This window comes from Bacillus massilinigeriensis (assembly GCF_900117315.1).
GTDB classification, from domain to species: Bacteria; Bacillota; Bacilli; order Bacillales; family Cytobacillaceae; genus Bacillus_BE; species Bacillus_BE massilionigeriensis.
Window position 1 is genome coordinate 3,924,825 of the sequence record NZ_LT630337.1, and the last position, 24,110, is coordinate 3,948,934.

General features: G+C 40.5%; 20 protein-coding genes and 1 pseudogene. 2 read left to right on the plus strand and 19 right to left on the minus strand.

All coding sequences use genetic code 11. From position 1 onward, the window contains the following. The first annotated feature begins 98 nt into the window (after window positions 1-98). Window positions 99-1,607 (plus strand): N-acetylmuramoyl-L-alanine amidase, encoded by a 1,509-nt coding sequence (locus tag BQ6100_RS19360; protein WP_075983159.1) that lies wholly within the window; start codon window positions 99-101, stop codon window positions 1,605-1,607. Between the two features lie 895 nt (window positions 1,608-2,502). Here the strand turns inward: BQ6100_RS19360 and BQ6100_RS19365 are convergent. The 19 genes and pseudogenes from BQ6100_RS19365 to BQ6100_RS19455 form a co-directional block, all read right to left on the minus strand. Continuing rightward, a complete protein-coding gene (locus tag BQ6100_RS19365; RefSeq protein WP_075983160.1) occupies window positions 2,503-3,435 on the minus strand; it encodes a M23 family metallopeptidase in 933 nt (310 codons plus the stop codon). 161 nt (window positions 3,436-3,596) lie between these two features. Continuing rightward, window positions 3,597-4,622 carry a stage II sporulation protein D gene (gene spoIID / locus BQ6100_RS19370; protein WP_075983161.1) on the minus strand — a complete coding sequence of 342 codons (1,026 nt, stop codon included), beginning with the start codon at window positions 4,620-4,622 and terminating at the stop codon, window positions 3,597-3,599. Window positions 4,623-5,022: 400 nt separating this feature from the next. Further along, the gene (murA, locus tag BQ6100_RS19375) at window positions 5,023-6,333 is read right to left on the minus strand and encodes a UDP-N-acetylglucosamine 1-carboxyvinyltransferase (protein ID WP_075983162.1); all 1,311 of its coding nucleotides are present in this window, start codon (window positions 6,331-6,333) and stop codon (window positions 5,023-5,025) included. Window positions 6,334-6,365: 32 nt separating this feature from the next. Beyond that, a complete protein-coding gene (locus tag BQ6100_RS19380) occupies window positions 6,366-7,106 on the minus strand; it encodes a YwmB family TATA-box binding protein (protein ID WP_075983163.1) in 741 nt (246 codons plus the stop codon). 376 nt (window positions 7,107-7,482) lie between these two features. Further along, window positions 7,483-7,719 (minus strand): DUF1146 family protein, encoded by a 237-nt coding sequence (locus BQ6100_RS19385; RefSeq protein WP_075983164.1) that lies wholly within the window; start codon window positions 7,717-7,719, stop codon window positions 7,483-7,485. A gap of 539 nt (window positions 7,720-8,258) precedes the next feature. Next, window positions 8,259-9,770 carry an NADH-quinone oxidoreductase subunit NuoN gene (gene nuoN, locus BQ6100_RS19390; RefSeq protein WP_075983165.1) on the minus strand — a complete coding sequence of 504 codons (1,512 nt, stop codon included), beginning with the start codon at window positions 9,768-9,770 and terminating at the stop codon, window positions 8,259-8,261. Between the two features lie 6 nt (window positions 9,771-9,776). Beyond that, a complete protein-coding gene (locus BQ6100_RS19395; RefSeq protein WP_075983166.1) occupies window positions 9,777-11,297 on the minus strand; it encodes an NADH-quinone oxidoreductase subunit M in 1,521 nt (506 codons plus the stop codon). After that, window positions 11,294-13,162, minus strand: a complete 1,869-nt coding sequence (nuoL, locus tag BQ6100_RS19400) for an NADH-quinone oxidoreductase subunit L (RefSeq protein WP_075983167.1) — start codon at window positions 13,160-13,162, stop codon at window positions 11,294-11,296. The genes BQ6100_RS19395 and nuoL overlap by 4 nt, the downstream gene beginning before the upstream one ends. A gap of 299 nt (window positions 13,163-13,461) precedes the next feature. Then, window positions 13,462-13,680 carry a hypothetical protein gene (locus BQ6100_RS19405; protein ID WP_141770175.1) on the minus strand — a complete coding sequence of 73 codons (219 nt, stop codon included), beginning with the start codon at window positions 13,678-13,680 and terminating at the stop codon, window positions 13,462-13,464. Between the two features lie 331 nt (window positions 13,681-14,011). Further along, window positions 14,012-14,326: an NADH-quinone oxidoreductase subunit NuoK gene (gene nuoK, locus BQ6100_RS19410; protein WP_075983169.1), complete on the minus strand. Its 315-nt coding sequence runs from the start codon at window positions 14,324-14,326 to the stop codon at window positions 14,012-14,014. Then, the gene (locus BQ6100_RS19415; RefSeq protein WP_075983170.1) at window positions 14,323-14,844 is read right to left on the minus strand and encodes an NADH-quinone oxidoreductase subunit J; all 522 of its coding nucleotides are present in this window, start codon (window positions 14,842-14,844) and stop codon (window positions 14,323-14,325) included. Before BQ6100_RS19415 ends, nuoK begins: the two co-directional genes overlap by 4 nt. Further along, window positions 14,841-15,260, minus strand: coding sequence for an NADH-quinone oxidoreductase subunit NuoI (gene nuoI, locus BQ6100_RS19420; protein ID WP_075983171.1), 420 nt, complete (start codon window positions 15,258-15,260; stop codon window positions 14,841-14,843). The genes BQ6100_RS19415 and nuoI overlap by 4 nt, the downstream gene beginning before the upstream one ends. A gap of 171 nt (window positions 15,261-15,431) precedes the next feature. Continuing rightward, the gene (gene nuoH, locus BQ6100_RS19425) at window positions 15,432-16,439 is read right to left on the minus strand and encodes an NADH-quinone oxidoreductase subunit NuoH (protein ID WP_075983172.1); all 1,008 of its coding nucleotides are present in this window, start codon (window positions 16,437-16,439) and stop codon (window positions 15,432-15,434) included. Beyond that, entirely contained in the window at window positions 16,439-17,539 is a 1,101-nt protein-coding gene (locus tag BQ6100_RS19430) for an NADH-quinone oxidoreductase subunit D (protein ID WP_075983173.1), read from the minus strand. Before BQ6100_RS19430 ends, nuoH begins: the two co-directional genes overlap by 1 nt. Before the next feature lie 3 nt (window positions 17,540-17,542). Beyond that, complete coding sequence (locus BQ6100_RS19435; protein WP_075983174.1) at window positions 17,543-18,922, minus strand: NADH-quinone oxidoreductase subunit C; 1,380 nt, start codon at window positions 18,920-18,922, stop codon at window positions 17,543-17,545. Between the two features lie 3 nt (window positions 18,923-18,925). Continuing rightward, on the minus strand, window positions 18,926-19,402 hold the full coding sequence (locus tag BQ6100_RS19440; RefSeq protein WP_390622449.1) for a NuoB/complex I 20 kDa subunit family protein: 477 nt from the start codon (window positions 19,400-19,402) through the stop codon (window positions 18,926-18,928). A gap of 26 nt (window positions 19,403-19,428) precedes the next feature. Further along, the gene (locus BQ6100_RS19445) at window positions 19,429-19,770 is read right to left on the minus strand and encodes an NADH-quinone oxidoreductase subunit A (protein WP_075983176.1); all 342 of its coding nucleotides are present in this window, start codon (window positions 19,768-19,770) and stop codon (window positions 19,429-19,431) included. A 35-nt stretch (window positions 19,771-19,805) separates the two neighbouring features. Continuing rightward, window positions 19,806-19,955 (minus strand): annotated as a pseudogene (locus BQ6100_RS19450) (NADH-quinone oxidoreductase subunit A); the annotation flags it as partial. A 301-nt stretch (window positions 19,956-20,256) separates the two neighbouring features. Beyond that, the gene (locus tag BQ6100_RS19455) at window positions 20,257-21,222 is read right to left on the minus strand and encodes a nuclease-related domain-containing protein (protein WP_075983177.1); all 966 of its coding nucleotides are present in this window, start codon (window positions 21,220-21,222) and stop codon (window positions 20,257-20,259) included. Window positions 21,223-21,977: 755 nt separating this feature from the next. On the opposite strand from BQ6100_RS19455, the gene BQ6100_RS19460 reads away from it, so the two are divergent. Beyond that, the gene (locus tag BQ6100_RS19460; protein ID WP_075983178.1) at window positions 21,978-23,891 is read left to right on the plus strand and encodes an RCC1 domain-containing protein; all 1,914 of its coding nucleotides are present in this window, start codon (window positions 21,978-21,980) and stop codon (window positions 23,889-23,891) included. Window positions 23,892-24,110 lie beyond the last annotated feature (219 nt).

Here is a 24,110-nt window from a genome sequence, read left to right on the forward strand (position 1 = left end):
TTTTACCACTTTTTTCACCAATTATTTAGGATATATTGTATAGTTATAATAGATATGAAATTCAACTAGTTTCTACTAACGAAAGGGGTGAGAAATTGATGAAACTAAACTCTCTACTAAAAGTATTCATATCTTTTATCCTACTACTTTCCTTTCTTCCGTTATTGGACAAGTCTGTTGAAGCCTCGACAACTTATAAAAGTAAAGTGAATGCCACCTCGCTTAATGTACGATCGAAAGCTGGAACAAATTATTCCAAGGTTGGTTCCTTGAAGAAAAATCAAGTGGTTTCTGTCTCTAAGGTTTCTAAGGATTGGTCTTACATAACAGCAGGAAAGACGAAAGGGTGGGTTTCATCAAAGTATTTAACATATGTTAGCTGGAAAGGCTACGTGAATGCTACATCCTTGAATGTACGCAAAACAGCAAGCACCAAAGGAGCTCTGCTTGCTAGCTTGAAAAAAGGAACAGCGGTTACTGTAAAAGGTCAAAGTGGAAACTGGGGAAAAGTCTATATTTCCAGTAAGAAATCCTATGGCTGGCTTTCCCTCAATTATATTTCTACGAAACCAGTTTCTATTGCAGTTCCTAGCACTGTGAAAACCTATTATGTAACAGCCAGTGCATTAAATGTTCGCTCATCAACATCTACATCTTCTTCAAAGAATATTATTTTTACACTGAAGAAAAATGAAGCCGTTCAAGTTACCTCCACAAAAGGTACATGGGGCAAAATCAAAACTAAGGCCGGAAAAACCGGTTGGGCCTCCCTAAAATACTTAACGACGAAAAAACCTGTTGCCAGTTCTCCTGCTAAACCTTCCTCTAATGATGATAAACCGAGTCCATCGGATGGAACCGTTGAAGGAGATACCATCTACTTATTGCAGGATAGCAATATTCGGAAGGGGCCAGGTACATCCTATGATATTGTTGCAACCAAAAAAGGTGGAACTGCTCTTACAAAGGTTAGTGAGAAGGATGACTGGGTTGAGGTCATGACAGACGATGGTAAGCAAGGCTGGGTGGCCGCTTGGCTCCTTGGAGATCGTGATTCTGCCTCAAGGTCAATCGTCGGAAAGGTAATTGTTCTCGATGCTGGACATGGAGGATATGATCCTGGGGCGCTTGGAAAGAAAAATAATGAAAAAACCTTAACCTTAGCTGCTGTAAAAGAAATTAGTTCCCTTCTTGAAAAGGAAGGAGCAAAGGTGTACTTAACAAGGTCAACGGATACCTACATTTCATTATCCGGACGTGTAGCCGTAAGTCACCAATATCGTGCAGACGCATTTGTTAGTGTTCACTATAACTCTGGTAGCAAGGCTGCCAAAGGGATTGAGACATTCTATTACTCTAAGAGTAAGGATTTTGCCTTGGCCGATTATATTCGCCAGGCATTAATCGATCAAACAGGTCTGGTCAACCGAGGAACTAAATTCGGTGATCTCCATGTGGTCCGTGAAAATAATCAACCTGCTGCCCTGTTGGAGCTAGGATTCCTGTCTAATCCTGATGAGGAAGCGATTATTTCAACAAAGAATTACCACAAGAAAGTAGCAACCGCCGTGGCTGAGGGATTGAAGCTTTATTTTGAGAATAAGTAATTTTTAGGTAAAATTGCATTTATGTTTTGGGTTCCTGCTGGGTGCGGGTGCTAGTGTGGGTGTGCAATACACCAATTTAATAAAGTAGCATGTGAAATTTGGATTTTTGGATTTTGCATGCTATTTTTTTGTTATTTGATTGTGGGGTTTTTGTTAGTTGGTGGGAGGGATTTTGGTAGGGTGGTTAGTGAGATGTGCTTGGTTTTTATGTTGGTGTTTTGCTGGTTAGCATATATATTTCCTAATGGGGATTTTGTTGGCTTGGTGATGGGGATTTTGGTTGTTTTTCAGATTGGGGTGTGGGCTTTATGGATTTTTTGGAGGACAGATTGATTGTTTTCCAATCGGGGGTTTGTCCTTCATATCCTTGATGAAAGACATTTTGATTGATTCCCTATCAGGTTTTGTCCATCATATCCTTGTTGAAAGACATTTTTATTGGTTCCCAACCAGGTTTTGTCCTTCATTCACTCAATGAGAGACATTTTTACTGTTTCCCTAACCGGTTTTGTCCTTCATGCCCCCGATGAAAGACACTTTTATTGATTCCCAACCAGGTTTTGTCCTTCATTCACTCAATGAGAGACATTTTTACTATTCCCCAACAAGGTTTTGTCCTTCATGCCCCCGATGAAAGACTTTCCCATCGTTTCCCAACCCGATTTTGTCCCTCATCCCCCCTACGAAAGACAATCCATCGTTCCGTTCCCCACAAAGTAAATGCCTTTCTACCAAAATCCACCCTAATAATTACTCGAACCAACCAACATAATAATCACAATGACGTATAATAGCCTTTTTCCCAGTTAAAAACAGCAGCAACAATTCCCCTCTCAAAAAAAGAAACCCGCACACAAGTATGCGGGAATTACCTTAGAAATTTATCCGATTTCAATTATGCACCAGCAGATTCTGTTTCTGGGCTCTTATCAGATGAAGAGCTATTATCTTCAGCATCAGAATTGTTGGTTTTTACTTCATCCTTGTCTTCCTCTGATTGAGTAGACTTTTCTGAATCCGTATTTTTGTCAGAAGTTGATTCATCAGATTCGGTTGTTGTTGCTTCATCGTCTTGATCCGTTGTAGTATTTTCAGTTGCGCCACTGTTGTCAACTGGTTCTACAGTGACATTTGCCTTTTGAAGGGCACTGAATGGCTTGTTGAAGTATTCTAACGGATTGACTGGTACGTTGTCTTTGCGGATTTCAAAGTGAACGTGTACTCCAGCTTTTTCATTAAACTGGCTTTGGCCTGCTTTTGCTAGAGCTTGTCCTTGTTCCACTTGATCTCCTTCTTTTACTGCAATGTCAGTAACAGATTGATATTGAGAGACAATTCCTTCATCATGCTCAATTACAATTACATTTCCTAATAGAGAATCTTCTTTGACACTTGTAACGGTACCGCTTAATGATGCTATTACATCAAAAGTTTTGCCGTCTTTTGCTTTGATATCAATACCTGTTGATGGATAATACGTATTGTTGTAAACAACAATCGCTGCTTCCTGATCTTCTTCACTGCCATTTTCATCATAGAATCCCATGTCAATTACGGCTGTTTCAGGCTTCGTTACAGGCATAACAAAGTTTTCCATTGAACGGTTAACTTCCACTGCAGGTTCCTTCGTCTTTTTATCTGCAATATCAGTTGCCTTATAATCGAACTTTTCTTTGCTATTATCCTTGCTGTAGTTTTGATACCAAAGAACCGCGGTTAGAATGATTGCTGCGCTTGCGATATAGACTGCCGGGAATACCCAACGTTTTTTTGTGAAGCGCTTGAACCTTGAACCTTGAGAAGATTGTTTCTTTTCTTCCTCTCTCATTTAACATCACCTCAGCAATCATTCTGAACACTTCTGGAAAATTATATACATTTCTAAAAAAATTTTTTTCTACTTAGTTTTCGACAAAGGTTGGATAATTATTCATGATTTTGCAAAAAAGGTGACAGGCACCATCCATTTTCTGGATGGTGCCTGTCACCCTATTTTTTCACTGTGATTTTGTTTAGGTAGGATTTTGATGGGGAGATTTGTACTCCATTGTAGTAGTACTTGACGATTTGTTTGTAGGTTTTTCCTTCTTGGGCCATGCCGTTGGCACCGTATTGGCTCATTCCAACTCCGTGGCCGTTTCCTTTGGTTGTGATGAAGATTGAGTCTCCCTTTCGTTCCCAGCTAAAGTCGGTTGATTGGAGGCCTAGTTTTTCGCGGATGACTTCCCCTTTAAAGGTTTTTCCGTCGATCTCCACCTTCCCTACTCGCTTTCCTTCGGTTCTTTCTGTGATTGTTCCTATATTATTATCGGTTAGCTTTACACCAAGTATTTTCTCGAATTCTTTTACCCTCATGATTTTCTGACCATTGAACTTTGGTGACTTTTGATCCCAAGGGCTTTCTACACTTTTTAAATAAGAGAGCTGATTCGGCCAAATTTCTCCTGAGTCCTCTGTATAACCGTTGCTGGTGGAGAAAAAGGTTGCATCGATTGGAGAGTGATCATAAGTAATGATTTCCCCGCTTGTTGCTTCTACTGCTTCTTTTATTTTTTTCAGCTTCCATTTGTAATCCATGCCCCAAACTCTTTTCAAGTCCTCCTCATTTTTATATACCTGATGAATGACGGTATCTGAGACGAGGGCTCCTTCCGGAAGCTTGGACTTTTGATTACTTAATAGTTGTTTTACGATATAGGTTCTTGCGGTTAATGCCTGGGCCTTCAATGCTTCCATTTCAAAATCTGCTGGCATTTCTGAGGCTACCACTCCTACCACATATTCATCCAATGGGAGGGTTTCAAGCTTTTGCTTTTCCATTCGGTAGACGGATACTTCGACTGCTGGTTCTGTGACTGTCTCCTTTGCTTTTGGCTTCTGTTCATTCGTTACATCCTGCTTGAGCTGTCCGCTTGCCTTTTCCTCTGAGAACGGAATTACAAGGAGTGAGGGAACCAATAAAGTGACTGAGAATAAAATAATGGCTAGTACGATGATTGGTTTGATTTTGGTCATGTTTTGATCCTCCATATGATGATATTCAATTGCTATCGGTTTCTAAGTGGAGGTTTTGAGAGTAACATTTAAGTATGTATTTGCTTAAATCGTTTTTTCAATAATAAAACTCCACCATAGAAGCCGAGCCTCTCTACATTCAATCATATGGAAATGGACAAGCATTTATGACTCTAAAAAAAATGAACTTTTATACAAAATAATAGGTTTAAATTAATGGTTTTTGGTCCATATTATTTATATCGTTTGTATTTTTTAAAGAAAGAAATAGTCAAAATTCAAATTTATCGTGGCACAAGCTGAGCCTAAGAATACAAGGCCAGCACCTACGAAAGGATAGGCACACAAACAAAAAAACCGCAGAAATCAAATTTCCACGGTTTTTATGCAAAGTATATATTTACGCGTTCAAATCAGTAACTAACGTATTTGGTACAGTTGGAATTTCATCAGCTTCGGTTACGCGCTCGATGTCTGCGCCTAAATTAGCTAATTTTTGATGGAAATTCACGTACCCTCTGTCCAAATGCTTAAGCTCAGTGACACGAGTCATTCCATCGGCTACCAAGCCTGATAAAATTAAGGCTGCTGCTGCGCGAAGGTCTGTTGCAGATACTTCTGCGCCTTGAAGGTTTGATGGTCCATTCATGATGACGGAACGGCCTTCAATTTTAATATCTGCGTTCATTCTGCGGAATTCTTCCACATGCATGAAACGATTTTCAAAAACAGTTTCAGTGATCATGCTTGTGCCTTTGGCATGTAATAATAATGCCATCATTTGCGCTTGCATATCAGTTGGGAAGCCAGGATGTGGCATCGTTTTTATATCAACTGCCTTTAGTTCATCTGGGCCAATGACGCGAACTCCGTCATCTTCCTCTTCAATCATAACTCCCATTTCTTCCATCTTCGCAATTAAGGAAGTTAAATGCTCTGGGACTGCTCCCTTTACGAGCACATTTCCACCAGTGATTGCTGCAGCGACCATGAAGGTACCTGCTTCGATGCGGTCTGGAATCATTGTATGATCTGCACCAAATAGCATATCTACGCCTTCGATACGAATCGTTCCTGTGCCGGCGCCTCTTACTTTTGCACCCATTTTATTTAAGAAATTGGCTAAATCCACAATCTCAGGTTCTTTTGCACAGTTTTCAATGGTAGTTGTTCCTTGAGCTAAAGTGGCTGCCATCATTATGTTTTCAGTTGCACCAACACTAGGGAAATCCAAATAAACCTTTGCTCCGTGTAAACGGTCTTCCACTTCTGCTTCAATAAAGCCGTTTCCAACCTTCACGATCGCACCCATTGCTTCAAATCCTTTTAAATGCTGGTCAATCGGACGTGATCCTATTGCACATCCTCCAGGCAGTGCAACACGAGCACGGCCATTACGAGCTAATAAGGATCCCATGACTAATACAGAAGCACGCATTTTACGTACATATTCAAAAGGTGCTTCGTTGTTTAACTCTCTAGATGCATCGACAGTGATCTCGTTATTCTTAAACTCCACATCGGCGTTTAAATAGCGTAATACTTCATTGATCGTGTATACATCGGAGAGAGTTGGCACATCACGAATTACGCTTCTTCCATCACTTGCTAATAATGATGCGGCGATAACTGGCAAAACAGCATTCTTTGCTCCTTCTACTTTTACAGAACCGCTAAGCCTTCTTCCGCCGCGGACGATGATTTTTTCCAAGTGTATTCCCCTCCGCGTCCAATATCTATATATTAATATTCAATCGTAATGATTGGGGTTCCAACTACGAAGGTCGTTACCGAGCCCAATCCTTCATTTCTAAGTCCAATTTGTAAGTTTATCTCTTGACTGCTTGTTGAAATTGATTTTTCAAAAAGTGGAGAAAAAGCAGAAATTGAAATAAATGATTCTTCTTTCAACCCTTCGATCTCCTCTGCCTTATATGCTTTTAATAAATAATTTACAGTATTAGGCAATGACGTCTTCATATTATCATTGAACTGGCCTTTTATACAAGAGAAAATTGTGGCATTTCCTCGAAAAATGTCTGAAAGCTTCTTGGATAAATCATTTTTCAGAAACTCCTTGTGGCTTTCATTCATTTCCTTGCTTTGTACCTCATATAGGATATACGCATCTCGCTGTTCATTTGTGAGGGTAGAAAGGATCGTTAGGCTCTCTTTTCTATTCTCTTTGAATTGAACGGCTCTTGCCTCCCAATGGTTTTGGTCAACTTTTGTGCCCCATTTCCAATCAGGAAATTTTTGTTGAAGTGAGTCCACGTACTTCTCAATTTCCTTTTGATCTTTAACGACTAATTTTTCTCTTGCATGCAGAGACCATCCATTGATAATCATGTTCTCGTCATTAATTTTTTCAGCTAACGTAATTAAATCCACTTCTACTTTAGCCTCTGTTGCTTGTGTCCCAGAGCTAAATATTATAGAACCAATCATAACCATGATTGCGATATAGAACTTCATTTCCTTCATTTATTACTCCTCCCCTTAGTACCATTGTTACCAATAGTCGGGGGAGCATACTTGGGAAATGTCGTCACTTTTTGACAATTTCAAAAAAGGATTTCTCTTCCAGTTGTTTGTCAAACACACACAAAATAAATTCTAACGAAAAAGGGATGAAAAAGAAACATGTATGAAGACCTAAATTTTTACCATTTCTCTAAAAGGAAAAGCCCACACACTCATTTTCCATCCTTCTTTTACTATGTAAAGCAACGATTGTAGGTGAAGTCACATCTTATTTGAGCCACTGTTGTTAAATGAATCCAATAAGAACAAATGATCACTTTATCACAATTGTTGCTGTAAGATTCATCTATATTCGTTTATGGTCGATTTTTTTTACTTATTGAAGTAATTGAGGTAGTTGCTGGGACCAGAGGAGATAGTCTAGGAAAAAATTACTTACAATAGAGCCTAGGGCAATGGACAATAATACGAATAGTACTCTCGCCTGAAAGACGTGATTTTTCTTAAGCAACCGTTCAAACTGAATCGACTGAAGAGCCCACCACGCAATTGCAATAAAGACAAGATGTGAAATAATACTTATTACTGCCTGTTGTCCGAAATCAGCCATCATCTGATCTCCCCTCCTTCTAATAGTTCGCTGCAAAAAAAAGAGCCAGATGGCTTAATTCTCACATTAGGCATACGTTTTCACCAATAGGAATGGTGCATTATTTGATTGTCTGTTTGGATGACATGACATAAATATCTGTCTTCCTGAAAAAAATGATAAAAATACACTACCATTTCATTTCCTTCATAACTCTTATCCCACCTACATTTTAGCACCGTTTTCCCTAATAGGAAAGTAATCCCACCCCTTTCCGTGAAAAATATATGTGAAATATTTCTAAAATATTTCATTTTCATAAAAGTTATCAAGTTTTCATTAAATATTTGATAGTTTGGCATGGAAATGGGTGGGTTTGAATAAAATAATTGGTTGGATATTGAAGTGGTTTGGTGAATGATGGGAATTGACTTTACTTTTGATTTTACGTTGGATTGCTTTTTTTACAATAGGATGAAATTCTTATTTAAGGTTGGGTAAGGGAACAACGAGCGACTGAACAATTTAAAAAGAAGGAGGACACCCATCCCCCTTCTTCTTCCTTATTTCAAGAAATCCGTAAACTGATCAAAGTTATTGTGCAGGAAGTCGAGTCCGATATTTGGGACGATACCAAATAGGATGGTTGCGACTGCACAGATTCCGATGACGATTCCTGTTCCCACTGGTACTTTAATCTCACCGTGGTCATGTGGTGCTGGTCTTAGGAACATTTGCGTCAGGATACCGAAATAGTAAAAATACGACACGATGGTTGTTGCAATCATGATAGACGCTAGAACAAAATGATCTTGGACGAGAGCCCCGATGAAAATGTTCACCTTTCCAATAAATCCTGCCGTTGCTGGGATTCCTGCTAAGGATAGAATGAAAATCCCCATAGATACTGCTAACACCGGTGATCTTCGATAAAGCCCTGAGAACTGACTGATATCCTCTATATCCGTTTTTTCCGTCATCAATTGGATGACAGCGAATGCTCCTAGATTCATAAACAAATAGGCCCCTAAATAGAACCACATTGCATCAAACATTACGAAGGACATTGCCGCAATCGCGACTAACAGGTAACCGGCATGAGCGATGCTGGAATAAGCGAATAAGCGCTTGATGTTTCTTTGTCTTAACGCTACGACGTTTCCTATTATCATTGTGGCCCCTGCTAGAAAGGCGATATAATCCTGCATCGAAACTAACAGCGAAACAGAATTTGGACCTTCTGAAGGGACGTTCGAAAAAATTGATAGAATGACACGAATGAGAATCACAAATCCCGCTGTCTTTGAAACAACACTTAAAAAGGCTGTAACTGGAGTTGGTGCTCCTTGATAGACGTCTGGCGCCCACATATGAAACGGTGCAGAAGCAATCTTAAAGGAAAGGCCAACAAAAATCATCAGGAATGCCAAGCCTAATAAGTAGACCTGTTGTTCATCCATGATTGTGACAAGAACCTTAGCCATGTCAACGAGATTAGTAGTTCCTGTTAACCCATACACATAGCTCATACCGAATAAGGTGATTGCGGTTGAAATTCCACCGTTAATCACATATTTCATCGCCGATTCGTTGGATTGAAGCTGTTTTTTCCGAATCCCCGCTAATATATATGAAGATAGAGATAAAAGCTCTAAACCGACGAATAAGGTAATTAAATCGCCACTGGATGACATCACCATGGCACCAAGTAAGGCGGCTAAGAATAAATAGAAGAACTCTCCCCTAAATTCATCTAAACCTTCCTTAGGCTGATAGCTGATTGCAAGGAGCATGACCAGTGCTGCTCCGATTAATAGTAAAATTTTAAAGGCCTTCGCATACGAATCTAAGCGGAAGGTATTCGATAGAATCGATGCTGTATCGTGACCCAATAATCCAAGTAATGACACAAGGGCCGCAAGAATTCCAACAAAGCCGATCCACCCTAGTATTCTTCGACCATTTGCCTTTGGCATAAATAGGTCTAGTAGGGAAAGGGCCGTTGCTACACCAAGGATGATGAACTCTGGTGTCATAATACTCCACTCAAATGACATCAATGTATCTAAATCCATCCTTCATCACCCTCCAATCCCAAGTAAGATAGTTTCAAGTGTTGCTTGCAGTGGTTCACTCAATACACTTGGGTATACACCAATTAATACAATAAATCCAACTAACACGATCACAGGAACAAGCTCGATGGCACGAATATCACCAACCCCTTGATAGGAGCGATTCGCACTGCCAAAGGTCATTCCTAAAATGGCTTTTAAAATATAGACTGCCGTGATGATGATGCCTATTGCCCCGATTGCAGCTAGTACTGGCATTTCATCGAATAATCCTAAGAACACCATGAATTCACTGACAAAGCCTGACATCCCTGGTAAACCAAGTGAAGCCATTCCAGCTGCTAGCAAAAATCCAGCCGTCAGTGGTAAAGCTTTTGCCATGCCACCAAGTCGATCGATCATGGAGGTATGAACTCGTTCATACATGACACCCACCAGGAAGAAGAGCAATGCTGAAATCAAACCGTGGGAAACGACTTGGAAAATCGCGCCTTGTACCCCGGCTTCATTCATCGCCCCAAGTCCCATTAACACAATTCCCATATGGGAGATGGATGAATAGGCAAGAACCATTTTGAAATCCTTCTGCACAAGAGCTAAGAATGCTCCATATAGCAGGTTAATCACGCCTAAGATGACGATTAACACAGCAAGAGACTTAAACTCCTCTGGGAAGATTCCCATCCCAAATCGAATTAAACCGTAAGCTCCAATTTTTAATAACACACCGGAGTGAAGCATGACAATCGCTGGAGGTGCTTGGACGTGAACCTTTAACATCCAGCTATGCAATGGAAAAATTGGTAGCTTTACACCGAAAGCAACTAATAATGCGAGGAGCAAGCCGAATTTCAAGGAATCTGAAATCGGTGCCACTAATTCTGCATTTGGTGTACTTAAGATTTGTTTTAATGCTTCAATATTCGTCGTACCTGTTCTTGCAAACAGGATAATAATAACAATTAGTAGAATCGCAGACCCGATTCCGTTATAAATCAAATAGCTGAATGCCGCGCTTTCTTTTTCAAAATAACCCCATTTTCCAACTAGGAAGAACATCGGGATTAATGTAATTTCAAAAAAGATAAAGAATAGAATTAAGTTTTCTGCTGCAAAGACGCCGAGCATTCCTATTTCTAATAGTAAAAATAGAAGGAAAAAGCCTTTCCATTCTTTTTTTACATAAATGGATGCAACTGTGGCTAAAGTAGCTAAAATGGCTGTTAAAAGAATCATGACGAGTGAAAAGCCATTTACTCCAAGCTCATATTTCACTGCATACAAATTTTCATCTAACGCCTGTAAATCACTAAAGCGAATCCAGTCTATTTTTTCACTAAGCTTTTCAAGACTTGCACCTGCCCGATATTGCAGGAAGGCAACTAGCGCTAAAATAGTAGCTGGTAGAGTGGCTAAAAATCCAACAACCTTTATTGTGACTTCTTGTGTTTTTGGGATAAAAGCCAGGATAACCATTCCAAGTAACGGGGAGAACACTAGTAGTGACAAATAATGATCTAGATTCATTTAAAGTACCCCCCTGCAAAAACAAATACCGCCATAATAACCGCTAAGCCAACAAAGGCAACCGTTCCATACACTTGAACCTGACCATTTTGAACTTTTGATCCGATTTTCCCAAGCTTGTGCACGATGGCAACGATGCTTTTCACCATTCCTTCAACTATGAAGATTTCAATATAACGAAGGAAAAGGCTAAACACCTTTGTAGCATAAATAATCGTATATTCATAGATTTCATCGATAAAATATTTGTTATATAAAATTCCGTGAACCCCAGGTATGGAGCTTGTAATCCAGTCTCTACTAATACTTTTCTTCCCGTAAATCAGCCAAGCTAGGAAGATTCCAAGCAAGGAAACGACTGTGGCTACGACCATGATCCAAAGCGGACCTTCAATGTGACCGTGTCCTAATGCTTCATTCCCGTCTAATAGCCAATCTCCAAGGAAGGTGCCGAACCAAGGTGTATTCACATATCCAGCGACAATGGCGAGGATTCCTAAGATGACCATTGGCCAAGTCATGGACACAGGTGATTCATGAACATTCTCCATTTTGCTCCGAGCTTCTCCTGTGAATACCATAAAGAACAGGCGGAACATATAGAATGCAGTGAAAAAGGCTGCGATAACCGCTAATGTGAAGAGAACAGGATGACCTGCCTCCCAAGCCGCTACTAAAATTTCATCCTTACTAAAAAATCCCGAAAACAACGGTACTCCACTAATCGCTAACGTCCCGATTAAAAAGAGTGGACCTGTTACTTTAAGTTTCTTCCATAATCCACCCATTTTTTCAATATCCTGCGTGGCAACTGCATGAATGACACTACCTGCTGCAAGGAATAGGAGCGCTTTGAAAAAGGCATGTGTCATGAGGTGGAACACGCCTGCAACGTATCCTGCAGATCCAAGAGCAAGCATCATATACCCTAGCTGACTCACAGTCGAGTAAGCTAGTACTCTTTTTATATCCGTTTGAACTAAGCCAATGCTCGCGGCAAAAATAGCCGTGAATGCACCGACAGTGGCAATCGTTATCAATGCCGTTTCACTTGCTGTAAACAATGGGAATAAAGCAGCTACTAAATAAACCCCTGCCGCTACCATCGTTGCTGCGTGAATCAAGGCTGAAACCGGTGTCGGACCTTCCATTGCGTCCGGCAACCATGTATGAAGTGGAAACTGACCAGACTTCCCAACGGCTCCGACAAAAATTAGGATAGCCGTGAGCGTAATCATGCCAGCTGAAATGACCCCTTTATCAACAGCTTGAAAAATGGCATCATATTCAAAGCTACCAACCTGCCAGAATAGGAGAATCATGCCGATTAAGAGGCCGACATCCCCAATACGAGTCATAATAAAGGCCTTTTTCGCAGCAGCCTTCGCTTCCTCCTTGTAAAAATAAAATCCGATTAAAAGGAAGGAACCGAGTCCGACTAACTCCCAGAAAATATAGGTTTGCAATAGGTTTGGTGAGATAACCAGACCAAGCATCGCAAAGGTAAATAATCCTAAGTAGGCATAAAATACTGAAAACCGGTCGTCATCATGCATATATCCTTTGGAATACGTATGTACAAGGAAGCTGACAAGCGACACGATGACCAGCATTAATGCATTAAGTTGGTTCACTTCAAAACCCGCTGTTATTCCTAGATCCCCTATCTTCAACCATTCCGCTTCGGCCTTATAGGTTGGTGAGGTAAACCGTTCAAATAACACCAACAATGAGTATCCGAGCGAGCATAATGTGAGGAAGATTCCAACATAAGCACTCGCTTCTTTCAGCCGTCTGCCGAACAGCAGCAGGAACAAAAACGATAATAGCGGGAAAAGCGGTATGATCCATGCATTCTCCATCAATATCACAATCCCCTTTTTTGAATGTGTTGGATAAGAGCGTGTTTTTTTGTTTGGGTGTGCCCGTTTTTATTTTGGTGTGTTTGTTTTTTTGTTTGGGCTTGCGCATTTTTGTGTTGGATTCGCGTAATTTTGAGTTGGGCTCACGTATTTTGTGTTTGGGCCCACGCATTTTGTGTTTGGGCCCACGCATTTTGTGTTTGACCCGCCTGGTATTGGTTTGGGCCCACGCATTTTGGGCGAGTTGGTTTGTGTTTTTGCCCGGTTCTCGCATCGTGTGCGTTTAAGTTTGTGGTTTTGGGTTATTTTCCTCGATTATCGGGCGGGTTGTCGTGCATTTTTTGCGACTCCCGCTTATTTATGGCGGGGTAACAGGCATTTTTTTGTTTTTCCCCGCTTGTTTTAGGCGGCACGCCATTTTTGTTGCCTTCCGCTTTTTTGGGCGGATTAACAGGCATTTTTTTGTTTTTCCCCGCTTGTTTTATCGGCTGGAACGACATTTTTTGTTGCATCCCGCTCATTTTTGGCGGAGGGATATGCATTTTTGGCCATTCTCGCAATTTTTTTAATTGCTGAAATTACGTTTATCCGCGGATTTTATCAATATATCCGCGATTTTTTTGATATATCCGCGATTTTCACAATATATCCGCGATTATTTCGATTTATCCGCGATTCTAGCAATATATCCGCGATAGCCATTTTTAACCCACAGCCATTTTTAACCCACAGCCAGCCAGCTAACCAACAACAAACTTCCCCAATCACAACAACAATTCCACAATCACTAACAATCTACACAATCCCCACGCTTATCCTCTCATTCTTTTATTAAATAGCTAAACTTACAAATCAATGCTTCAACTGATCCATCTCATCAATATTAACCGTCTTACGATTGCGGTATAACGCAATTAGGATGGCCAGGCCGACTGCCGCTTCTGCAGCAGCTACCGCCATCGCAAACAGGGCAAATATTTGCCCATCAATGGACGGGGCGACTCCATATTTACTGAAGGCGACAAGATTAACGTTGACTGCATTCAGCATTAACTCAATGGAAATTAATACGATGACTGTATTTCTTTTTGTCAATGCACCATAAAGACCGATGCAAAATAAGATTAATGCTAAAGCCAAGTAGGCTGATAATGGGACGGAGGTCATTTTTTATCCGCCTCCTTTTTGTCATCTCTTTTTGCCAGGATGATGGAGCCGACTAGCGCTACGAGTAGTACAACAGATACAAGTTCAAATGGAATGATGTATTTTGAATAGAGTGCGATTCCAATTTGTTCTGTATTGTTGATGTGTAGGTCGCTTGCTTCTGGGGCAAGGTCGAGATTATAGATTCCAATATAGACTGCCCAACCGAAGGCAATGACTCCGATAAAGAGTAAGATTCTTTTTAGTAATCCACCCTTTTCCTCGCTTTCATCATTGTGGCGCGTCAGCATGATTCCAAATAGCATGATAATCGTGATGGCACCTGAATAAATCAAAATCTGAACCGCTGCGACAAACTCAGCTGAAAGCATAATGTAGATTCCAGCAATACTGACGAAGGTAAAAACGAGAGCAACGACCATGTGAACAACCTTCGTTAGATTCAATAAAAGAACGCCACCGATGACCGCTACTAAGGCGAGACCCATAAACGCTAGAAATTCACCTGATATTGTCATGGTTTATTCACCTTCCGTATATTTTCATCATTTTCGTTCAACCAGTCGAGATTTTTAAATAGCTCGTCACGACTGTATTCCGCGAGTTCAAAGTTGTTTGTCATAATGATCGCTTCCGTCGGACAAACCTCGGTGCATAAATCACACAAAATGCAAATCTCAAAATTGATATCATACGTATCAATGATTTTTCCCTTTTTCGTTGGATCCGGGTGCTTTTTCCCCGTTAATTGAATGCAATCCGTTGGACAAATGTTTGAGCATTGATTACAAACGATGCATTTTTCAGGGTAAAATTTCTGGATCCCACGGAATCTATCCGGAAGTGGAAGCGGCTTATTCGGATAATCGTACGTGACTTTCTCCCTTGCTAAGTTCTTCAGGGTATATTTCAAACCTTTCGCTAATCCTAGCAAATAACTCACCCCTTATATGATGTTATCGCAATACTTCTGCGTGTTTCTTTTTCTCATCATCCAAGCTTTAGTAAAATCACTTAGATATGAGAATTCTTGATGTTCCCCTTTATTTGTTAAAACCCCTTAAACGTGAAATTAATTGTAGCCCCATCTTCAAGTAGCCACTTATTAAAACAGGTTCACGATTTCTTTTATCAAAGCCGTTAAGAAAATGTTGGCTATCGCTACAGGCAGCAGCACCTTCCAGCCAAATTCCATTAGCTGGTCCGCACGTAGGCGTGGGAACGTCACACGGACCCAAACGAGGAAGAAGAACACTGAGCTAAATTTGAGCGCAAACCACACTGCTCCAGGGATAAACCCTAAGAATGGAAGTGGCAGCCATCCTCCTAAAAATAGAACCGTAATCAATGACGACATCGCAAAGAAATAAACATACTCCGAAAGCATGAAGAATGCCCAACGGAAGCCTGAATACTCTACGTGGAACCCAGCAACGAGCTCTGATTCTGCCTCGGGAAGGTCAAATGGTACCCGGTTCAATTCTGCTGTTGCAGCAATGATAAAGATGATAAAAGCAATCGGCTGAACAATGATAAACCATCCATTTTCCTGGGCTGCGACAATTTCGTTTAAATTTAGACTACCTGATAGTAAAATAATCCCCAAAACAGACATGACGAGTGGGATTTCATATGAAATCATCTGTGCTGCTGCACGCATACCGCCTAGTAATGCATACTTGTTATTGGATGCCCAGCTCCCTGTTACAATTCCAATTGTTGAAAGACCTGAAATGGCAATATAATAGAGCAATCCTACGCCAATATCAGCAAATTGCAATTTATCCGTGAATGGAATAGTTGCGAGCACCATAAACGCAGGAGCAAACGCAATGACTGGTGCAATAATAAATAGTGGTCGATCCGCTTGCTTCGGAATGATATCTTCTTTTAATAAAAGCTTTAGAACGTCAGCTACCGTTTGTAATAGGCCCCAGCGACCACCAACCTGGTTTGGGCCATGCCTCAGCTGCATAAACCCCATGACTTTCCGTTCGGCTAAAATTGCATATGTAACAAATCCTAGTACGACTAGAAGGAGTATGACTGCCAGTAAAAAGAATATCCCGAAATTCATCAGCCCAGCTTCAGAATGTAATAACTCATCAACCATTATCCGTCTACCTCCCCTAGGACAATATCAATTGCTCCTAAAATAACAATTAAGTTCGCAATATTTTGTCCCTCTAGTAATTTAGGGAGAATTTGTAGATTATAAAAAGACGGTCTTCTGAATTTAAGGCGATAAGGTTCTTTTTTACCGTCACTAGCAATATAGCAGCCAATTTCTCCACGAGGAGATTCGATTCTGACAAAGGCCTCTCCCTTTGGTGCCTTAATAATTTTCGGAACCTTTGCCATGATTTCTCCCTCTGAAGGAAACTGCTCTACTGCCTGTTCTAGTATTTTCAAAGATTCCTCGATTTCTGCCAGACGACAGTGATATCTCGCCCAAGCATCCCCACCTGCTTGAGTCGGAATATCAAAATCAAAGCGGTCGTAAATGGAATATGGCTCGTTTTTACGAAGATCCCATTTTACACCTGTACAACGAAGGTTCGCCCCACTTAGTGAGTAATTCAATGCATCCTCCTTCGTGTATTTGCCAATCCCTTTGACACGATTCATAAAAATTTCGTTCCCAGTTACGAGATTATGGTAGCCCTTCAGCTGCTCGCGCATGTAAGGGATAAATTCTTTGACCTTTTCCACCCAGCCTTCAGGTGCATCCCATTTGACTCCACCAACCCGCATATAGTTAAAGGTAAGTCTTGCACCTGATAATTCAGCAAGCATATTAATAATCATTTCCCGTTCTCGGAAGGCATACAAAAATGGACTTGTTGCCCCAATGTCTAACAGGAATGTCCCCCACCAGACAAGATGGCTCGCAACCCTTCCTAATTCCATCGCCATGACACGCAGGTATTCAGCACGATCTGGGATTTTAATATCCATCATCGTTTCAACCGCATGACAAAGCACATAGTTATTGGTCATCGCGGATAGATAATCCATCCGGTCTGTGTATGGAATGATTTGAGTATACTGAAGGTTTTCTGCTAGCTTTTCAGTCCCACGATGCAAATAGCCAATGACTGGCTTAGCTTCTTTTATGATTTCCCCATCTATTTTAATCACTAGACGAAACACACCGTGTGTACTAGGATGCTGCGGTCCTACGTTTAACAGCATTTCCTCTGTTCGTAACATAAGCTACACCTCCACATCATACGGTTCATAGTCTTTGCGCAGAGGATGTCCCACCCAGTTTTCACCAAGCATAATTCGATGAAGGTTAGGATGACCTGTAAATCGAATGCCTAATAAATCATAAGCTTCACACTCTGGCCAGTTCGCCCCCGCCCACAGCGGAAGCAAGGAATGAATGGTTGGCTCATCACGGTCAATTTTGACCTTCAAAGCAACCGATTGCTGGTTCTTATAGGAATACAGATGAACATACACTTCCATATGTGTTTCAAAGTCCGTTCCGTGTAGCTCTGACAAATAATCAAAGCTTAGCTGCTCATTAAATTTTAAAAACTCCGCAACTTTATAATATGAATCCGTCTTTGCAACTAAAGTCGGAACATCTTTAGAGAGACTGTTAATATACGAGTCTACTAATACCTCTTTACCGAGATGTTCTTCAATGACCCTTACATATTTATCAAGGTATGGCTGATTTTTTGATGGCTTTTTCTCTTCAGCTGGAGTGTCCGAACCTGCCTTGGCCCCTGCTGTTTTGGCCCTTGCAGCGGCTGCGGCTGCCGCTTTTGCTTTTGCTGCGGCGATTGCCTTGGCCTTTTCATCATCTGTCGCAGAACCTGCACCTGATTTCGCCTGTGCTGCGGCCTTCGCCTTCGCTGCTGCTGCCGCTTTTGCTTTTGCTGCGGCAATTGCCTTTGCTTTTTCATCATCTGTTGCTGGTGCCTCTCCTGATTGCTTGGCTAATGCTGCAGCCTTGGCCTTCGCAGCGGCTGCGGCTTTTGCTTTTGCTGCTGCAATTGCTTTTGCCTTTTCATCATCTGTTGCTGGTTCTTCTCCTGATTGCTTGGCCATTGCTGCGGCCTTCGCCTTTGCAGCGGCTGCGGCTTTCGCTTTTGCTGCTGCAGCTGCCTTTTTCTTCGCTAAATCTAGGTCATCTTCGGATTCAGGTGCTGAAGCCTGGTCAACTTGCTCTCCTAGATTGGACTGCTCCTCTTCCTTTGCTGCCTTTATTTTTGCTAGAGCCTCTGCCTTTGCCTTCGCTGCAGCTGCCGCCTTCTTCTTCGCTAGGTCCATATCATCATCCTCTGAAGAAGAAGCAGGAACTGACTCCGATTCTGCTTTCGCCTTCATTTTTGCTAATGCTTCGGCCTTCGCTTTTGCCGCGGCTGCAGCCTTTTTCTTCGCGATATCTATATCCTCTTCATTGGTAGACTCCTGCTTTGCTTCTACATTTGAAGTTTCTTGATTGGATTGGTCCACAACAACATCTTCACTTTTATCAACATTTAAAGCTTGTTTTTCGGCTAAACGTTTTCTCGCAAGCTCCTTCGCCTTCTCGGCCGCTTCCTTCTTCAACTGTTCTAGGTCCTTTTCTCCACTCATGGATTAAATCACCTTCTTCCCAGTCTTAGCCTCATACCGGATTTTTTCCTTTAATTTATTAATTCCATAAATTAAAGCTGCTGGGTTAGGCGGACAACCTGGTATATATACATCAACCGGTACAATCTGATCGACCCCTTTTACAACCGCATACGACTTCACATAAGGACCACCAGCCGTTGCGCACGAACCCATCGCAATCACCCATTTCGGTTCAGGCATTTGCTCATACAAACGTCTTACAATTGGTGCCATCTTTTTCGTGACCGTCCCTGAAACAATCATCACATCCGATTGCCTCGGAGAAGTCCTAAAGAAGGAACCAAATCGGTCTAAGTCATAATGGGATCCCCCAACTCCCATCATCTCAATTGCACAACAAGCAAGCCCGAAGGTCATTGGCCATAATGAATTACTCCGTGCCCAAGCTTTAATTTGATCTAAGGTTGTAATAAAAACATTTCTCTTAAGCTCTTCCATCTCCTCAATTGAGATACCGTCCAATTTTAGATCCACTTTAACACCTTCTTCTTCCATGCATAGACGAGACCAATTAAAAGCATCACAACAAAAATAAACATCTCAATCAATGCAAAGATTCCAAGCTTCTCATAAGCAACCGCCCATGGATACAAAAAAACAGTCTCCACATCAAAAATAACAAACATGAGACCGAAAATATAATAGCGGACATTGAACTGTACACGCGAATCGTGAAAAGGCTCAATTCCGCTTTCATAAGTGGTGTACTTCGCATCAACCGGCTTATATGGACGCAACAGCTTTCCTAAAAACAAAGCCACCACAGGCAACAAAATTCCAAGACATAGAAAAATAAAAACTATCAGATAATTATTCTGATATAGATTTAACCACTCCGNCCGCTTTCATAAGTGGTGTACTTCGCATCAACCGGCTTATATGGACGCAACAGCTTTCCTAAAAACAAAGCCACCACAGGCAACAAAATTCCAAGACATAGAAAAATAAAAACTATCAGATAATTATTCTGATATAGATTTAACCACTCCATGTCCATCCCCTCCAATGCCTAAAAATTCTATATTATTAAAATTGTAACCGAATTCATTATAGCACCAACCCCAAACCATGTCGACAAACCAAATATTATTTATGGAAAAACTTCCGCCAGTGAATTAAGGGTTTATGCAGAGTTTGAGAGCTCGCTTTTGAGTATGCGGAATAAACTCTTAATTTGGTATCTGCCGTGGTAGCGGAGGTGATGGTACGTCGGCACCGGCGGGAGCTCTTCCGTCGCGTTATCCCCTTATCCACAGGGACCCCTACTTCTAATCTATGAACTACTCTCCTTCTTAATCATTATTATTGAAATAAACCCTACCTTTCCCAGAACCTGTAAAAGACAAATCCATAGAAACTAATAATCTTGTCGCAGTATCAGGCGATTTTAAATGGAGGTATTCGCGCATTTGTTGGTTCGTCATTGTGTGATCGAAAAGCAAAAAATAATCGTTAACTGCTTGAATATGTGCATCCTTACTTTTGGTTTGACATTTTGGACAGGACCAATTGCCTTTTACTCGAATCATGGGAGTGTGGAGACACGAAGGGCATTGTACACCAGTCAGGATTTCTGACTCCTGAATATTAAATGGACAAGGTGGATGGTTTTTTAGCGGAGTATGACTTTTTAATAGAAGCTTCTTGAGTTTATTTAGTTCCCTAGTAGTTAATTTTTGTTCCTGATAATGTTGATTTAGCTCCTCAACTTTCTCTTGAAATGTATGAAGGTGGCAGATTTTTTGGTAATACTTTGACATTCTTTTTGAAGAGTTAATGATTGTGGATGGAAAACTAATGACGATAAGATAATCAATGGGGATAACGGGGAACTTATGGCTTTTTAACCATTTTATTAAAAGTTGCTGTTTCCTTTGAGCTTGCGAAATTGGATCAGGGAAGCCTTCCTCCTTCTCATCATTTGTTCGTATTAGCTGTTTAAAAATCGGTTCAAAATAGATAGAGCCAGCAATGTTTTTTATCTCAATAATTAGGATAAATTTTAATGTAAGAATCAGCGTGTCAATTTGAAAGAACAAATCGTCTTTCTTGAGGCGAAGGTCGTGGAATATGTGGTAGTTTTCTTGAGAAAGAAAGTTTATATAGTAATCTATCGCTTGTTCCCCTTTGTAACCTGCATTCATTTTGGCTAAATCCTCTTGTATCATGCTTCTTTTTGGATTTTCTACGTGTATTCTTCTTAATAATGCCTCATCCACCCTAAGTCTAAGCGGAATCGACCGTTCTTTTACAATCAAATTGATCTACCTCCTTAAATTAATTACTATTTGTTCGTTAAAATGGGGGGGAATTCCTGCTTGGCGGGACTAAAATTTTGGATATCCGCGATTTTTTGATTTTATCCTCGAATTTCTTTAATATTTCCGCGATTTTTTCAATATATCCGCGATAAATTGAATATATCCGCGATTTTGCCATTTTATCCGCGATGGGCAGTTTTTAAGTAAAAATCACGGTACCCTGAATCAGCTATTATCAAACAATACTCATAATTCCCTGATTGAGCAATTTTTAGGAAAAATTCATGATCATTCAATTTACTATTTTCAAGCAAATTCATGATTCCTTGAGTATGCGTTTTTCAAGCAATATTCATAATTCCTTGATTGACCTATTTTTAGCAATACTCATAATTCCTCGAATCAGCTATTTCTGAAATTTATAATCTACTATTTTCATAAATCGACATTTTTAAGAAAGGATCCATTATATCCGCGAATTAAATCTTCCAATAAGACCATAAATGCATGCATCTTCACTTTTCAAACAAGATCAACACCAGCTTTTTAATAAGAAACCTTCTTTGTTACAGATACTCCATCATTTTTACTACAAACCTATGAATAACCTCTTCCAACCCTGAATTGTGTTGACTAAATTATCTGAAAATTGGTATTATAATGGTGAAAAAGACCCACTTTAGAAACGCAGACGCGCAGGAAAAAGAGGGTCATTTTTTTGTGAAAAAAGCAGTTAATAAGGAGGGCTAGTTATGAAGCGAAGGATGAGTTTTATTACCGTTTTGGTTGCTGCCTTGTTTCTCATTCAAACGGTACTTCCTTCGGCCAATATTCAAGCGGAAGATAACACCATCTATTGGTCTGAGGAAGAAGAAGCGTTGTATCAACCATTACACCCGTTCGTTTTGCTGTGGTCTGGTGATGTATTAGAAAGTGGGGGCTATGACATCGACAGCATGTCCATCACAAGTGATAGAAACAAAGCAGATTTTGTCATTAATCAATATGGTGACATCGGGTCAAATTTTATTGCTGAATTGCCTAATGGTGATTTAAGTGATCCTTTATATTTAGATGATTATCCAAACGGATTTGGAACGTCAAAAAGTTTAGACGTGAAAGAGGGCTCCATTTATTTAATTGAATTAGATAATGGAGATTATGCAAAAGTCCGTATTGATAACTATACATCTACTAAGGCGCAATTTACATTTGTCGTACAAACTGACCCTCCTGAAGATGATGAATATGACGATGAAGACGACATGGATGATGATGGAGTCTTGGAGGTTATCGATCTAGTAACAAGTAATACGTATGTGACTCTCGACATTGGAAAAACACAATCTGTGAAAGTTACAGCTAAATACTCTGACTACACCGAAAAAGATGTGGCTAAATACGCTGAATGGAAATCTGCTAATACAAAGATTGCTACTGTCTCAAATGGTGTAATTAAAGCAGTTTCTTCTGGACAAACGACGATTTATGCAGAATATGAGGGACTTACTCTTGAATTTTACGTAATGGTAAACGAAAAGGTTACCAAGCCTATAAAAGGAATTACAGGTACAGCCATTTCAGCTGGAGCTTATCATACTCTTGTTTTAAAAAGGGATGGAACTGTTTGGAGCTTCGGTCAAAATCAAACAGGACAATTAGGTAACAATAAGACCTCTGATTCTTATAAGCCTGTCAAGGTAACTGGTTTGACAGGGGTAAAAGACATCGCAGCCGGTGATAGCTTCTCCTTAGCCTTAAAGAAGGATGGAACCGTTTGGATGTTTGGAAATCCATATTTACCTATTTATAATGGAGTAAAACCAAAACCTTACAAGATAAGCAGTTTAAAGGATATCAAGGATATAGCTGCTGGAGATCAAAATATGGTCGCTTTGAAAAAGGATGGAACTGTGTATGTTTGGGGAAACAACTTTTCAGGTCAGATTGGAATCGGAAAAACTAGCGGTTGGTTAGAAAAACCGCAAAGGGTAACTGGTTTGACAAAGGTAGTATCTATTGCAGCTGGCCGCTATCATACTTTAGCTACTAGAAGTGATGGTTCGGTTTGGGCATTCGGAGCGAACACCCATGGGGAAATCGGAAATGGGAAAACAGGTAGTACCCTTTATAAAGTACCATATAAAGTTCCTTCCCTCTCAAAGGTAAAAATGGTATCGGCTGGGACATATAATAGCTTAGCGGTACAAAGCAATGGCCATGTTTATGCTTGGGGGGCAAATGACAAGGGTTCATTGGGAATCGGCTCAGAAGGTCTTTTTACAAGCAAACCTACGAGAGTTGTTGATACGAGCGGTAAGTACTACCTTCAACAAATTAAACAGGTCGACGGTGGTTCAGAACACTCAGTCGCTGTTGCAAATAACGGAACGATTTATACTTGGGGAGAAAATGTATATGGGAAACTCGGAAATGGAAAGGAAGCATCCTCTTATGATATGTCATTTAAGGGGGGTAATTCAAATATTCCTGTTAAACTCTCTCTTAAGAATGTTGTTCAAGCTGAGGCAGGTGCAGAGCATACTGTTGCTTTAACAAGTGATGGTTCGGTATATGCATGGGGATCTAATGAATATGGGCAGCTTGGTTTGAGCATTAATACTGAAAAAAGCATAAAGCCTAGGAAAATTATGAGTGCTAAATAAATAGTTTGGAGACAGGGCTAGAGATTTTTGAGATCTCTGGCCCTTTTTTCTATGTAAATAATTAATTATTGTAGTTGAATGGACCTATTGTCCTATGTTTTTGGCCTTTGGCGGGATTTCTGCCTCGGATTTGGGAGTTCCAGGGAGGATTTTGGTTACTTTCTACACTTTGCGGGTTATTGAAATGTGGATTTACGCGATAATTTGATTTTATCCGCG

What these genes read in the sequence shown, in the direction of transcription:
- BQ6100_RS19360 (WP_075983159.1), top strand. Translation starts at nt 99, where the DNA reads ATGAAACTAAACTCTCTACTAAAAGTATTCATATCTTTTATCCTACTA.
- BQ6100_RS19365 (WP_075983160.1), bottom strand. Translation starts at nt 3,435, where the DNA reads ATGAGAGAGGAAGAAAAGAAACAATCTTCTCAAGGTTCAAGGTTCAAG.
- spoIID (WP_075983161.1), bottom strand. Translation starts at nt 4,622, where the DNA reads ATGACCAAAATCAAACCAATCATCGTACTAGCCATTATTTTATTCTCA.
- BQ6100_RS19380 (WP_075983163.1), bottom strand. Translation starts at nt 7,106, where the DNA reads ATGAAGGAAATGAAGTTCTATATCGCAATCATGGTTATGATTGGTTCT.
- BQ6100_RS19385 (WP_075983164.1), bottom strand. Translation starts at nt 7,719, where the DNA reads ATGATGGCTGATTTCGGACAACAGGCAGTAATAAGTATTATTTCACAT.
- nuoN (WP_075983165.1), bottom strand. Translation starts at nt 9,770, where the DNA reads ATGGATTTAGATACATTGATGTCATTTGAGTGGAGTATTATGACACCA.
- BQ6100_RS19395 (WP_075983166.1), bottom strand. Translation starts at nt 11,297, where the DNA reads ATGAATCTAGATCATTATTTGTCACTACTAGTGTTCTCCCCGTTACTT.
- BQ6100_RS19405 (WP_141770175.1), bottom strand. Translation starts at nt 13,680, where the DNA reads ATGAGCGGGATGCAACAAAAAATGTCGTTCCAGCCGATAAAACAAGCG.
- nuoK (WP_075983169.1), bottom strand. Translation starts at nt 14,326, where the DNA reads ATGACCTCCGTCCCATTATCAGCCTACTTGGCTTTAGCATTAATCTTA.
- BQ6100_RS19415 (WP_075983170.1), bottom strand. Translation starts at nt 14,844, where the DNA reads ATGACAATATCAGGTGAATTTCTAGCGTTTATGGGTCTCGCCTTAGTA.
- nuoH (WP_075983172.1), bottom strand. Translation starts at nt 16,439, where the DNA reads ATGGTTGATGAGTTATTACATTCTGAAGCTGGGCTGATGAATTTCGGG.
- BQ6100_RS19430 (WP_075983173.1), bottom strand. Translation starts at nt 17,539, where the DNA reads ATGTTACGAACAGAGGAAATGCTGTTAAACGTAGGACCGCAGCATCCT.
- BQ6100_RS19435 (WP_075983174.1), bottom strand. Translation starts at nt 18,922, where the DNA reads ATGAGTGGAGAAAAGGACCTAGAACAGTTGAAGAAGGAAGCGGCCGAG.
- BQ6100_RS19440 (WP_390622449.1), bottom strand. Translation starts at nt 19,402, where the DNA reads ATGGAAGAGCTTAAGAGAAATGTTTTTATTACAACCTTAGATCAAATT.
- BQ6100_RS19460 (WP_075983178.1), top strand. Translation starts at nt 21,978, where the DNA reads ATGAAGCGAAGGATGAGTTTTATTACCGTTTTGGTTGCTGCCTTGTTT.